Origin of the sequence: Pseudomonas aestuarii, assembly GCF_027988105.1 — a bacterium.
In the GTDB taxonomy this organism is placed as follows: Bacteria; Pseudomonadota; Gammaproteobacteria; order Pseudomonadales; family Pseudomonadaceae; genus Aquipseudomonas; species Aquipseudomonas aestuarii.
Genome location: NZ_JAQJZJ010000008.1, coordinates 127,153 through 139,627 on the forward strand (window position 1 = coordinate 127,153; position 12,475 = coordinate 139,627).

Below are 12,475 nucleotides of genomic sequence, written 5' to 3' on the forward strand. Positions count from 1 at the left end.
TGTCGGCCGGGCTCGACCCCGCACCGCTTCCCGAGGTATACGGATTTCCATGAACTGCACCGGCCGCACCCTATCGCTGGGCTGCCTGCTGCTTCTTCTGCCGCTGCTTGCGTTCGCAGGCGGCAATACCCTGCTGATCCCCGCAACCGGCAGTTGCTCGCTGGACACTGCGCCCGAAGACCTGCCCGACGCGCTGGTCGCCTGCCAACAAGCGGCGCAGAACGGTGACCCGCAAGCCGAATATGAACTGGGCGAATTCTATTACGATGGCCAGCGTACGCCGCGCGACCTGGCGCAAGCACTGAGCTGGTTCGAGCAGGCCTCGCTGCAAGGTCATGCCCAGGCACAATACCGCCTGGGCATGATGTTCTTTCGTGGCGAAGGCGTACCGGCGAACAACCTGCAGGCTTATATAGTGCTGAAGATGGCCGCGGTAAATGGCTCGGACGAAGCCATGGACAGTGCAGACCTGGTCTCGGCACGCATGCAGCGCGAGGAACTGGAAATCGCCGGCCAGGTACTCGGTGAGATATTCCGCAACTACCTGCTCGAACTACAGGCGGCCGACGGCCAATCGCCGTTCGCGCCACTGCCATAGCTGGGTCTGACTCGCACGATGGGCCAAGCCGCGCAGGCTGAGCCCGATACACCCATCATCAAACAGCCTGGGTAGCGCTTCGCTCAACCCATCCCGCCCGACTACACCAGGCTCGCTTGCCGAGTTATTTATCCGGCATCGGCATGGGGAACGGCATGACATTGCCACCACCCTTGGCCTCGCTGATTTTCGGCGTGCCCAGGCGCTCGACCTCATCGATACGGATGATCGCGTGCATCGGCAAGAAGCTGCGCACCACGCCGTCGAACTGGGCCTTGAGTTTCTCTTCGCTGGGATCGACCACCACCTGGGTGCGCTCACCGAAGACGAACTCCTCCACCTCCAGAAAGCCCCACAGATCGCTCTGAAAGATCTGCTTGGCATACATTTCGTACACCTGACCCTGGTTGAGGAAAATCACCTTATAGATGGGTTCGCGCTTGCTCATGGATGAAAGTCTGGACTGGAGGGGAAATAAGAGGGCGCAAATCATAGCATAAGACTGAGGACTGCAAGTCCGCTTTGACGCGCCCCCAGCCCTGGCCTAAGCGCATGCGGGACAGCGCCCCCATGCCCGCCCCTGCTCAGCCGTGACCGCTGCTATCCGACTCCGCCTTCCACTTGATACTGCAGCCGATACTGGGCACCTGGGCGATATCGACGAGCCGTCCGTCGAGGTGCCGCTCCAGGGCTTGTCGCAGATCTTTTCCGCTAACCGGAATGTTGCTGCCCGGGCGCGAGTCGTCGAACCGACCGCGATAGATGCAGTGCAGCTGCTCGTCGAACAGAAAGAAATCGGGGGTGCAGGCCGCGCCGTAGGCTTTCGCCACCTGCTGTGTTTCATCGTAGAGGTAGTGAAACGGATAGTTTTTGTCGCGGGCCTTTTGCGCCAGTTTGCGCGGGCTGTCTTCGGGATAACTCTGCGCATCGTTGGCCGAAATGGCCACCACCCCGAGCCCTTTCGGCATGTATTCCCTGGCCAGGTCGAGCAGGGCATCCTCCACGTGCTTGACGAAGGGGCAGTGGTTGCAGATAAACATCACCAGCGTAGCCTTTGCGCCCTGCACGGAGGAGAGAATCACCGGCTCCTGGCTGAGCGGGTCAGGCAAGGTAAAGTCCGGGGCCGAAGTCCCCAGGGGCATCATGGTCGAGGGAGTTAATGCCATTACACCATCCTCCATTAACGAATATTGACTTCACCACCGGACCGACGGCAGCCCGCTGCGCCGCAACGCCCTGAGCAGCACATCGGCCCGATGCCCACTCTTGCAAGGATAGGCCGATCTGCGGCTGGCGGACCCATCTCAAGCTTTTTCATCTCGCCTTCCAGCGCCCAGTGCTTTTCTCGGCTCTAGCCTCGCCCTATAATGCGCGGTTCTTCGAATCACCCTTTTGAGCGCGCATGACCAAGAAGCTTTATATCGAAACCCACGGCTGCCAGATGAACGAGTACGACAGCTCGCGCATGGTCGACCTGCTGGGCGAACATCAAGCCCTGGAAGTCACCGCACGCGCTGAAGACGCCGACGTGATCCTGCTCAACACCTGCTCCATTCGCGAAAGAGCTCAAGACAAGGTGTTCTCCCAGCTTGGCCGCTGGCGCGAGCTGAAGCTGGCCAATCCGGAACTGGTGATCGGCGTCGGCGGCTGCGTAGCCAGCCAGGAAGGGGCGGCAATCCGCGACCGCGCGCCCTATGTCGACGTGGTCTTCGGCCCGCAGACCCTGCACCGCCTGCCGGAAATGATCGCCGCCGCGCGCAGCACCAAGCTGCCGCAGGTGGACATTTCCTTCCCCGAGATCGAAAAATTCGACCGCCTGCCCGAACCACGGGTCGACGGCCCCAGCGCCTATGTCTCGGTGATGGAAGGCTGCAGCAAGTACTGCACCTTCTGCGTGGTGCCCTATACCCGCGGCGAGGAAGTCAGTCGACCACTGGCCGACGTGCTCGCCGAAGTGCTGCACCTGGCCGAAAACGGCGTACGCGAAGTCACCCTGCTCGGCCAGAATGTCAACGGCTACCGCGGCGACACCCCGGAGGGCCAGCTCGCCGATTTCGCCGAACTGCTCTATGCCGTGGCCGCCATCGACGGCATCGACCGCATTCGCTACACCACCAGCCACCCGCTGGAATTCTCCGACGCGCTGATCCAGGCCCATGCCGAGATCCCCGAACTGGTGAAATACCTGCACCTGCCAGTGCAGTCGGGCTCCGATCGCATTCTCGCGGCCATGAAGCGCAACCACACCGCCCTCGAGTACAAATCGCGCATCCGCAAGCTGCGCGCCGCGGTGCCGGACATCCTGATCAGCACGGACTTCATCATCGGTTTCCCCGGCGAAACCGAGAAAGACTTCGAGCAGACCATGAAACTGGTCGAGGAGGTCGGCTTCGACTTCTCCTACTCCTTCGTCTACAGCGCACGCCCCGGCACCCCGGCGGCAGACCTGGCCGACGACACCCCGGAAGAACTGAAAAAGCAGCGCCTGGCGATCCTGCAACAGCGCATCAGCCAGCAAGGTGCCGAAAACAGCCGACGCATGGTCGGCACGGTGCAGCGCATCCTGGTCAGCGACTACTCGAGGAAAGACCCCGGCATGCTCCAGGGCCGTACCGAGAGCAACCGGGTGGTCAACTTCCGCACCGACAATCCACGCCTGATCGGCCAGTTCGTCGACGTCCATATCGACGACGCGCTGCCCAACTCATTGCGCGGCAGCCTGCTTGGCGAGTGAGCGGCGGGAGCCTTTGCCAGCGCGCCCTGAACCATCATGCGAGCGCACCACTGGCTTCGGCCCCGTGACGCGCACGCCCCCCCCTTCCCAGGCCAACCTCAGGCGATGCTAAAGTCGCAGCAGTCCGCGCTTTCCCGCGCGCACTGCTAGCGGTATTCTTCGCCTCACTACCCCAGCCGACTGGCGGCCATCAAACGACCTTGAACGCACCCATAGAACCTCATCGCTTCATCCTCGAACCCTTTGAAGCTCGCCGCTTTGCCAGCCTCTGCGGGCAATTCGATGAGCATCTGCGCCTGATCGAACAGCGCATGGACATCGAGATCCGCAACCGCGGCAACCAGTTCGAGCTGATCGGCGCACCGGAGCAGACCGCTTCCGCCGAGCAACTGCTGCGCCGCCTCTACCGTGAAACCAAAAGCACGGAGCTGTCACCGGACATGGTGCACCTGTTCCTGCAGGAATCCGGTGTCGAGGAGCTGGCCAACCCCACCGCCGAGCCCAGCATCGCCCTGCGCACCCGCAAAGGCATGGTGCGTCCGCGCGGGGCCAACCAGCAGCGCTACGTCAAAGCCATTCTCGAGCACGACATCAACTTCGGCATAGGTCCGGCCGGCACCGGCAAGACCTATCTGGCGGTGGCCTGCGCAGTGGACGCCCTGGAGCGCGAGCAGATCCGGCGCATTCTGCTGGTGCGCCCGGCCGTCGAAGCCGGCGAGAAGCTCGGCTTCCTGCCCGGCGACCTGTCGCAGAAGATCGACCCCTATCTGCGTCCGCTGTATGACGCACTCTACGAGATGCTCGGCTTCGAGCAGGTGGCCAAGCTGATCGAGAAACAGGTGATCGAGGTCGCGCCGCTGGCCTATATGCGCGGGCGCACCCTGAACAACAGCTTCATCATCCTCGACGAGAGCCAGAACACCACCCTGGAACAGATGAAGATGTTCCTCACCCGTATCGGCTTCGGCTCCACCGCGATAATCACCGGCGACATCACCCAGGTCGACCTGCCGCGCGGCACCAAGAGCGGCCTGACTCACGTGATCGACGTGCTGCGCGACGTGCCGGGCATCAGCTTCACCCACTTCAAGCCCAAGGACGTGGTGCGCCACCCCCTGGTGCAGCGCATCGTCGAAGCCTACGAGCATTACGACAACCGGGTCCATGGCAAGCTGATCGACGAGCAGGACAACGGCCATGCTTGAGCTGGATCTGCAGATCGCCACCCAGGCCAACGGATTACCCAGCGAGGCGCAGTTTCGCGCCTGGTGCGATATAGCCCTGCGCCAGCGCACGGCCGACTCCGAGCTGACCATCCGTCTGGTCGACGAAGCCGAAGGCCTCGAGCTCAATCACACCTATCGCCAGCGCGACTACGCCACCAACGTCCTGTCCTTTCCCGCCGATATACCGGACGGCATGCTGGACATCCCCCTGCTCGGCGACCTGGTGATCTGCGTGCCGGTGGTCGAGCGCGAGGCGCTCGAGCAAGAAAAACCCCCGGAGGCGCACTGGGCGCACCTGGTGATCCATGGCTGCCTGCACCTGCTCGGCTACGACCACATCGACGATGCCGAAGCCGAAGAAATGGAAGCGCTAGAACGCACACTGCTCGCCGAGCTGGGTCATCCCGACCCGTATGCCGACGACAAATAGCAACTTATTGCCCACCAGCAAGGATCCCGAGTAACCCCCATGAGCGAAGACCGATCGAGCAACGAGCCAAAGTCCTGGTTAAACAAACTGACCCAGGCTTTTGCTCATGAGCCGAAAAACCGCCAGGAACTGCTGGAAGTACTGCGCGAAGCACACCAGAACAAGCTGCTCGACAGCGAAGCACTGGCCATAGTCGAAGGCGCCATCCAGGTCGCCGACCTGCAAGTTCGCGACATCATGGTCCCGCGCTCGCAGATGATCAGCATCAAAGCCAACCAGACGCCCAAGGAATTCCTGCCCTCGATCATCGACGCCGCTCACTCGCGTTATCCGGTAGTGGGCGAAAGTCTCGACGATGTGATCGGCATCCTGCTGGCCAAGGATTTGTTGCCGCTGGTGCTGCTGGATCAGCAGCCGAGCTTCAACATCAAGGATGTGCTGCGCCCGGCGACCTTTGTCCCCGAGTCCAAGCGCCTCAACGTGCTGCTGCGCGAGTTCCGCGCCAACCACAACCACATGGCCGTGGTGATCGACGAATACGGCGGCGTGGCCGGCCTGGTGACCATCGAAGACGTACTCGAGCAGATCGTCGGCGACATCGAGGACGAGCACGATGTCGAGGAAGACAGCTACGTCAAACCGCTGCCCAGCGGCGATTTCCTGGTCAAGGCGCTGACCCCGATCGACAGCTTCAACGAATCCTTCGACACCCAGTTCTCCGACGACGAGTTCGACACCGTCGGCGGCCTGGTGATGAGCGCCTTCGGCCACCTGCCCAAGCGCAACGAAGTGACCGAAATCGGCGAGTTCCGCTTCCGCGTGCTCAACGCTGACAGCCGCCGCATCCACCTGCTGCGCCTGACCCCGCTGGTGCGCTGAAGCGCGGCCTGATCGCGGAGATAAGGGGCAAGGCACGGGGAACAGGCGGCCTCATACCCAAACCCTTACTCCCGACACACCTTCCCCCCCTCCACATTCCTCTCTACCCTTGCGCCACCCCCAATCCAAGGACCTGCATTCAATGCACTGGATAACTCGCCCCGGCTGGCCGGGCAACCTGATCGCCCTGGCGGCCGGCGCCATCACCCCGCTGGCGCTGGCGCCGTTCGACCTGTGGCCGTTGGCACTGCTCTCGATCGCCCTGTTTTATCTCGGCCTGCGCGACCTGCACCCGCGCCAGGCGGCGTGGCGTGGCTGGTACTACGGCTTCGGCCTGTTCGCCGCCGGCACCAGCTGGGTCTACGTCAGCATCCATGACTACGGCGCCGCCTCACCGGCCCTGGCAGCCCTCCTCACCCTCGGCTTCGTCGCCGGCCTGGGCCTGCTGCTGGCCCTGACCGCCTGGCTGTGGGCGCGCTGGCTGCGCCGCAGCGAGGCGCCACTGGCCGACACCCTGGCCTTCGCAGCCCTGTGGCTGGCCCAGGAAGCCTTCCGCAGCTGGTTTCTCACCGGTTTCCCCTGGCTCTATGCCGGCTACAGCCAACTCGACGGCCCTTTGGCCGGGCTCGCCCCCGTCGGCGGAGTATGGCTGCTGTCCTTCGTCCTGGCCTTGAGCGCGACGCTGCTGGTCAACCTGGCACGACTGCGCGCGCGCAAGGTCTTTCTCGCCAGCGGCATACTGCTGCTGACCGTTCCCTGGATCGCCGGCCTCGCCCTCAAGGGCCACGCCTGGACCGCCCCGGCCGGCGCACCGCTCAAGGTCGCGGCCATGCAAGGCAATATCGAGCAGAACCTGAAATGGGATCCCGCCCAACTCAACGCCCAGCTGGCGCTGTACCGCGACCTGAGCTTCAGCGCCCAGCCGACCGACCTGATCATCTGGCCGGAAACCGCGGTACCGGTGCTCAAGGAGCAGGCGGCCGGCTACCTCGAGGTCATGGGTCGCTTCGCCAGCGAGCGCCAGGCCGCACTGATCACCGGCGTGCCCATTCGCCAGGCCAACGCGCGTGGTGAGCCGCGCTACTACAACGCGGTCAGCGTGGTAGGCCAGGGCAGTGGTGACTACCTCAAGCAGAAACTGGTGCCCTTCGGCGAGTACGTCCCCCTGCAGGAGGTGCTGCGCGGGTTGATCGCCTTCTTCAACCTGCCGATGTCAGACTTCGCCCGCGGCTCGCCCGACCAGCCGCTGCTGCAGGCCAAGGGCTACCAGATCGCCACCTTCATCTGCTACGAAGTGGTCTACCCGGAGTTTGCCGCCGGGCTCGCCGCCCAGAGCGAACTGCTGCTGACGGTGAGCAACGACGCCTGGTTCGGCCGCTCGATCGGCCCGCTGCAGCACTTGCAGATGGCCCAGATGCGCGCCCTCGAAGCCGGACGCTGGATGATCCGCGCGACCAACAACGGCATGACCGCGCTGATCGACCCCTTCGGCCGGATCACCGAACAACTGCCGCAGTTCGAACAAGGCGTGCTCTATGGCGAGGTGGTACCCATGCACCGGCTGACGCCTTATCTGTACTGGCGCGGCTGGCCGCTGTTGATCCTCTGCAGCCTGCTGCTGGCCTGGGCGTTACTCGCTGGGCGCATGGCCAGGACGCTGTAACTGCGCAGTGGCTACTCGGCCAGCGCAGGCAGGCAGCGCCCTCGGCGCCCTGCCTTGCCGGCCAGCAACTGCCATTGGACGATGGGAACCGAGCCGGGTCGATGACGGCCTGTTCATCCAGCCTGAGCAGGCGCACACCCTGAATCTAGGATCTGCAGCTTATGGCTGGCCGTATACCAGGGGATAGAGCAGCAAGCCCAGCGCCTCATTGAGCAACAGGCTGCTCTGCCACAGCGCCTTGCTTTCCGGCAGCCAGCCGCCCCCTGGGCGGCCGTTGGCCACGCCGAGAAAGCCAACCGGCGCGCTTAGAACCTGAAACCCCGCTTGCTCGAAACACCAGCGCGCCCGCGGCATGTGCCAGGCCTGAGTGACCAGCAGCACACGCCTGACCCCATCCCGATGCAGTAACTCGGCGCTAAGGGTCGCGTTTTCCCAAGTCGTGCGACTCGCCTCCTCCTGCCAGCGCACCGGCACGCCGTAATCACGCGCCAGCACCTCAGTCATCAGGGCAGCCTCGCTGGGCGGCTGACCAAAATGCAGGCCACCAGTGATCGCCAGCGGCACCCCCGAGGCCTTGGCCAGGCGCGCGGCATAGCGCAGACGCTCCAGCGCCATCGGACTGGGCTGATCATCACCCCAGGCCGGATCGCCCTGTTCGCGTCCAGCGCCGAGCACGACAATCGCATCCACCTGCTGTGCCAGATCGATCCAGTGCGCCTCGGCCAGCGCCGGTTCACGCTCCAGCACATGCGCCGACCACTCCACCACCACGGGCAGGCTCAGCAACCACAGCCCGCCGAGCGCCAGGCCGAAACAGGCACCAGCCATACGCGGGAAACGCTTGCGTAACCACCAGGCGACAAGCAACGCGAGCAGCAATACGCCCGGCGGCAGCAACAGTTGTTTGAACAGGTAACGAATAGGCATCGGACACCTCCCGGGCGCCCGCCAGCCTAACGTTGATCGCTCGCCCGGAACAGCTGCGAACCACACGAAGAGCAGGCTTGCACGCCCTGCCCTGGCCGCCATCTGACAACCGCCCCGCATAGCGCACAGCACAGCTGTACCCGCCGCTTGAGCAGCGGCTTGATCTTGCCAAGGGGTTTACCCACCGACCTCGTCGTGGCCCGGCTGATCTTGGCGGCGCGCGCGGGCCAGCGTTCTATCACCGCCAGCTCCTCGGCCGCCGCATGCCAACCCCGCAACCAGTTCAGGTCATGATCCATATAGGCACGAATAAACTCCAGCTCCGCGGAGGTCAGGTCACGCAATTCCAACTCATCCGGCGACGCGGGAGACAGGCGAGCCAAACTGTCGGCCTCATCCAGCGCCACTGACAGGCGCTGCAGCAACCGCTCATAAAGCCCCCCGGCCCCTGACGCCTCTGCTCGTCGCAACTCACCCATCCAATCACCTCATGCCGGACTCAATCGTCCAGCTCTTATTTAAAGCTTAGCGGCAGGCTTTGAACCGGCCCAGCGCCGCGACAAACGGCGGTGCGTCGCTTTGGCGCCGGCCTTGCGCTGCAATCAGGGTTTCCCTCAGTTGCGGGGGGTCATGTATGCTACGGCGTTTTCCGCAAGCCCCTATTTTTAGCGCCGGTAGCCATGCACGAACAGTATCAGCCACGCGAAATCGAAGCCGCCGCGCAGTCCCACTGGGACTCGCAAAAATCCTTTGTAGTGAGCGAACAGCCAGGCAAGGACACCTTCTATTGCCTGTCGATGTTCCCCTACCCCAGCGGCAAGTTGCACATGGGCCATGTGCGCAACTACACCATCGGGGATGTGATTGCCCGCTACCAGCGCATGCTCGGCAAGAACGTGCTGCAGCCGATGGGCTGGGATGCTTTCGGCATGCCGGCGGAAAATGCCGCGATGAAGAACAAGGTCGCACCGGCCAAGTGGACCTACGAAAACATCCAGTACATGAAGACCCAGCTGAAAAGCCTGGGCCTGGCCGTCGACTGGTCGCGCGAAGTGACCACCTGCAAGCCGGACTACTACCGCTGGGAACAATGGCTGTTCACCCGCCTGTTCGAGAAAGGCGTGATCTACCGCAAGAACGGTACCGTCAACTGGGACCCGGTGGACCAGACCGTACTAGCCAACGAGCAGGTCATCGACGGCCGCGGCTGGCGCTCCGGCGCGGTCATCGAAAAACGCGAAATCCCCATGTACTACTTCAAGATCACCGCCTACGCGGAAGAGCTCTTGAGCAGCCTGGACGACCTGGATGGCTGGCCGGAACAGGTCAAGACCATGCAGCGCAACTGGATCGGCAAATCGCGCGGCATGGAAGTCAGCTTCCCCTATGACACCGCCAGCATCGGCGAGAGCGGCACGCTCAAGGTCTTCACCACCCGCCCCGACACCCTGATGGGCGCCACCTACGTGGCGGTGGCCGCCGAACACCACTTGGCGACGCTTGCCGCACAGAACAACGCGCAATTGCAGGCCTTTATCCACGAGTGCAAAAGTGGCAGCGTGGCCGAAGCCGACATCGCCACCCAGGAAAAGAAAGGCCTGCCCACCGGCCTGTTCGTCGAGCATCCGCTCACCGGCGAAAAGCTGCCGGTATGGGTCGCCAACTACGTGCTGATCCATTACGGCGATGGCGCGGTTATGGCCGTTCCCGCCCACGACGAACGCGATTTCGAGTTTGCCCACAAGTACGACCTACCAATCAAGCCGGTGATCCGCACCAGTGCCGGCGATGAAACCCCGGCGCCCTGGCAGGACGCCTACGGCGAGCACGGCAGCCTGATCAACTCCGGGGACTTCGACGACCTGGATTTCCCGGGTGCCTTCGACGCCATCGAAGTCGCCCTGCAGAAGAAAAATCTCGGCCAATCGCGCACCCAGTTCCGCCTGCGCGACTGGGGCATCAGCCGCCAGCGCTACTGGGGCTGCCCGATCCCGATCATCCACTGCGACAGCTGCGGCGACGTGCCGGTGCCGGAAGACCAGTTGCCGGTGGTGCTGCCTGAAGACGTGGTGCCGGATGGCGCCGGCAGCCCGCTGGCGCGGATGCCGGAGTTCTATGAGTGCAGCTGCCCCAAGTGCGGCGCACCGGCCAAGCGTGAAACCGACACCATGGACACCTTCGTCGAGTCGTCCTGGTACTTCGCCCGCTACGCCTCGCCGCAGTACAGCAAAGGCATGGTCGACCCGGCCGCCGCCGACCACTGGCTGCCGGTGGATCAGTACATCGGCGGTATCGAACACGCCATCCTGCACCTGCTCTACGCGCGCTTCTTCCACAAGCTGATGCGCGACGAAGGCCTGCTCAACTCCGACGAGCCGTTCAAGAACCTGCTGACCCAGGGCATGGTCATCGCCGATACCTATTACCGCACCCTGGATAATGGCGGCAAAGACTGGTTCAACCCGGCCGACGTGGAAATCGAGCGCGATGCCAAGGGCAAGGTCATCGCCGCCAAGCTGAAGAGCGATGGTCTGGCCGTGGAAATCGGCGGCACCGAGAAGATGGCCAAGTCGAAGAACAACGGCGTCGACCCCCAGGCGATGATCGATGCCTATGGCGCCGACACCTGCCGGCTGTTCATGATGTTCGCCTCCCCGCCGGACATGAGCCTGGAATGGTCGGACTCCGGCGTCGAGGGTGGCAGCCGCTTCTTGCGCCGCGTCTGGCGCCTGGCTCAGGCCCATGTCAGCCAGGGCTTGCCCAGCGGGCTGGACAGGAATGCCCTGAGCGACCGCCAGAAAGACGTACGCCGCGCCATTCACCTGGCCATCAAACAGGCCAGCGTCGATATCGGCCAGCACCACAAATTCAACACCGCCATCGCCCAGGTGATGACCCTGATGAACGTGCTGGAAAAGGCCGACCAAGAGACCGCCCAGGATCGCGCCCTGCTCCAGGAAGGCCTGGAAAGCGTGGCCCTGCTGATGGCCCCGATCACCCCGCACATCAGCCACCAACTGTGGCTGGAACTCGGCCACCAGGGCGCGATCATCGACGCCCAGTGGCCGGCAGTGGATGAATCGGCGCTGGTGCAGGACAGCCTGCAGCTGGTGATCCAGGTGAACGGCAAGCTGCGCGGTCATATCGAGATGCCCGCTTCGGCGACCCGCGAGGAAGTCGAAGCAGCGGCGCGGGCCAACGAAAACGTAGTGCGCTTCACCGAAGGCCTGAGCATCCGCAAAGTGATTGTGGTGCCGGGCAAGCTGGTCAACATAGTCGCCAACTAAGCCAACTAAATAGTCGCCAACCGACAAAGCTCGATGCGCCCGCAAGGCGGCGCGTCGAGAGGTTCGCCAAGGGGATAGCAAAGATGATGAAACGGAATCTGTTGGTAATCGGCCTCGCGGCGCTGCTCGGCGCCTGCGGCTTCCAGCTGCGCGGCACCGGTGACGTCGAATTCGCCCTCAAGGAACTCGATGTCAGCGCGCGCAACGCCTATGGCGATACGCTCAAGCAGGTGCGTGAGGTACTGCAGGACAACGGCGTGCGCGTCCACTCCGGCGCCCCCTATCGCCTGGTGCTGAGCAACGAGCAGGAAAACCAGCGCACCGCCAGCTACACCAGCTCTGCTCGGACTGCCGAATACGAACTGACTATGACCCTCGATTATGAGATTCGTGGCGCACAGAACCTGCTGCTGACCAGCAATCAGCTGGAAGCGCAGAGCTTCTATGCGCAGGACGGCAACAACCTGGTCGGTTCCGATCAGGAAGCGACCCAACTGCGCAGCGAAATGCGCCGCGAGCTGGTGCAGCAACTGGTCCAGCGCCTGCAACAGGTCACCCCGACCCAGCTCGACCAACTGCAGCAGACCGCCGAAGCCAAGGCCAAAGTCGAAGCCGATGCCCTGGAAGCCGCACGCCAGCGTGAAGCCGCACAGCCGCAGCAGTCGCCCGTGCAACTGCCGACGCCCAGCCAGTAGACCTGCCGGGGTCGCCGCCGCGGCCCCGCCGGCTGA

General features: G+C 63.6%; 12 protein-coding genes. 8 read left to right on the plus strand and 4 right to left on the minus strand.

All coding sequences use genetic code 11. The features are described 5' to 3' along the window. Nucleotides 1–49: 49 nt before the first annotated feature. Nucleotides 50–598 carry a tetratricopeptide repeat protein gene (locus PH586_RS17005; RefSeq protein WP_271348955.1) on the plus strand — a complete coding sequence of 183 codons (549 nt, stop codon included), beginning with the start codon at nt 50–52 and terminating at the stop codon, nt 596–598. Nucleotides 599–722: 124 nt separating this feature from the next. Here PH586_RS17005 and PH586_RS17010 read toward each other — a convergent pair whose 3' ends face one another. Both PH586_RS17010 and PH586_RS17015 read right to left on the minus strand, forming a co-directional pair. Then, a complete protein-coding gene (locus PH586_RS17010) occupies nt 723–1,046 on the minus strand; it encodes a DUF1820 family protein (protein ID WP_079204654.1) in 324 nt (107 codons plus the stop codon). Between the two features lie 136 nt (nt 1,047–1,182). Beyond that, nucleotides 1,183–1,779 (minus strand): thioredoxin family protein, encoded by a 597-nt coding sequence (locus PH586_RS17015; RefSeq protein WP_333908332.1) that lies wholly within the window; start codon nt 1,777–1,779, stop codon nt 1,183–1,185. Between the two features lie 221 nt (nt 1,780–2,000). Here PH586_RS17015 and miaB point away from each other — a divergent pair, with 221 nt between their 5' ends. The 5 genes from miaB to lnt all read left to right on the plus strand — a co-directional run bounded on the left by miaB (nt 2,001) and on the right by lnt (nt 7,530). Beyond that, nucleotides 2,001–3,332: a tRNA (N6-isopentenyl adenosine(37)-C2)-methylthiotransferase MiaB gene (gene miaB / locus PH586_RS17020; RefSeq protein ID WP_271348956.1), complete on the plus strand. Its 1,332-nt coding sequence runs from the start codon at nt 2,001–2,003 to the stop codon at nt 3,330–3,332. Nucleotides 3,333–3,532: 200 nt separating this feature from the next. Beyond that, nucleotides 3,533–4,537 (plus strand): PhoH family protein, encoded by a 1,005-nt coding sequence (locus PH586_RS17025; RefSeq protein ID WP_271348957.1) that lies wholly within the window; start codon nt 3,533–3,535, stop codon nt 4,535–4,537. Next, on the plus strand, nt 4,530–4,988 hold the full coding sequence (gene ybeY, locus PH586_RS17030; protein ID WP_271348958.1) for an rRNA maturation RNase YbeY: 459 nt from the start codon (nt 4,530–4,532) through the stop codon (nt 4,986–4,988). The genes PH586_RS17025 and ybeY overlap by 8 nt, the downstream gene beginning before the upstream one ends. 39 nt (nt 4,989–5,027) lie before the next feature. Next, complete coding sequence (locus PH586_RS17035) at nt 5,028–5,867, plus strand: HlyC/CorC family transporter (protein ID WP_238042572.1); 840 nt, start codon at nt 5,028–5,030, stop codon at nt 5,865–5,867. Between the two features lie 142 nt (nt 5,868–6,009). Then, the gene (lnt, locus tag PH586_RS17040) at nt 6,010–7,530 is read left to right on the plus strand and encodes an apolipoprotein N-acyltransferase (RefSeq protein WP_271348959.1); all 1,521 of its coding nucleotides are present in this window, start codon (nt 6,010–6,012) and stop codon (nt 7,528–7,530) included. A 159-nt stretch (nt 7,531–7,689) separates the two neighbouring features. On the opposite strand, the gene PH586_RS17045 is transcribed toward lnt, so the two are convergent. Both PH586_RS17045 and PH586_RS17050 read right to left on the minus strand, forming a co-directional pair. Then, nucleotides 7,690–8,457 (minus strand): YdcF family protein, encoded by a 768-nt coding sequence (locus PH586_RS17045; protein ID WP_271348960.1) that lies wholly within the window; start codon nt 8,455–8,457, stop codon nt 7,690–7,692. Between the two features lie 26 nt (nt 8,458–8,483). After that, nucleotides 8,484–8,936, minus strand: coding sequence for a hypothetical protein (locus PH586_RS17050; protein ID WP_271348961.1), 453 nt, complete (start codon nt 8,934–8,936; stop codon nt 8,484–8,486). Nucleotides 8,937–9,137: 201 nt separating this feature from the next. Between PH586_RS17050 and leuS the strand changes: the two genes are divergently transcribed. After that, on the plus strand, nt 9,138–11,744 hold the full coding sequence (gene leuS, locus PH586_RS17055; RefSeq protein WP_271348962.1) for a leucine--tRNA ligase: 2,607 nt from the start codon (nt 9,138–9,140) through the stop codon (nt 11,742–11,744). Nucleotides 11,745–11,827: 83 nt separating this feature from the next. Next, complete coding sequence (locus PH586_RS17060) at nt 11,828–12,439, plus strand: LPS-assembly lipoprotein LptE (protein ID WP_271348963.1); 612 nt, start codon at nt 11,828–11,830, stop codon at nt 12,437–12,439. The last annotated feature ends 36 nt before the right edge of the window (nt 12,440–12,475 follow it).

Bases quoted from the DNA above. Each gene is read 5' to 3' on its own strand.
- leuS (WP_271348962.1), top strand. From the start codon at position 9,138: ATGCACGAACAGTATCAGCCACGCGAAATCGAAGCCGCCGCGCAGTCC.
- PH586_RS17015 (WP_333908332.1), bottom strand. From the start codon at position 1,779: ATGGAGGATGGTGTAATGGCATTAACTCCCTCGACCATGATGCCCCTG.
- PH586_RS17060 (WP_271348963.1), top strand. From the start codon at position 11,828: ATGATGAAACGGAATCTGTTGGTAATCGGCCTCGCGGCGCTGCTCGGC.
- miaB (WP_271348956.1), top strand. From the start codon at position 2,001: ATGACCAAGAAGCTTTATATCGAAACCCACGGCTGCCAGATGAACGAG.
- PH586_RS17010 (WP_079204654.1), bottom strand. From the start codon at position 1,046: ATGAGCAAGCGCGAACCCATCTATAAGGTGATTTTCCTCAACCAGGGT.
- PH586_RS17045 (WP_271348960.1), bottom strand. From the start codon at position 8,457: ATGCCTATTCGTTACCTGTTCAAACAACTGTTGCTGCCGCCGGGCGTA.
- PH586_RS17035 (WP_238042572.1), top strand. From the start codon at position 5,028: ATGAGCGAAGACCGATCGAGCAACGAGCCAAAGTCCTGGTTAAACAAA.
- PH586_RS17050 (WP_271348961.1), bottom strand. From the start codon at position 8,936: ATGGGTGAGTTGCGACGAGCAGAGGCGTCAGGGGCCGGGGGGCTTTAT.
- lnt (WP_271348959.1), top strand. From the start codon at position 6,010: ATGCACTGGATAACTCGCCCCGGCTGGCCGGGCAACCTGATCGCCCTG.
- ybeY (WP_271348958.1), top strand. From the start codon at position 4,530: ATGCTTGAGCTGGATCTGCAGATCGCCACCCAGGCCAACGGATTACCC.
- PH586_RS17005 (WP_271348955.1), top strand. From the start codon at position 50: ATGAACTGCACCGGCCGCACCCTATCGCTGGGCTGCCTGCTGCTTCTT.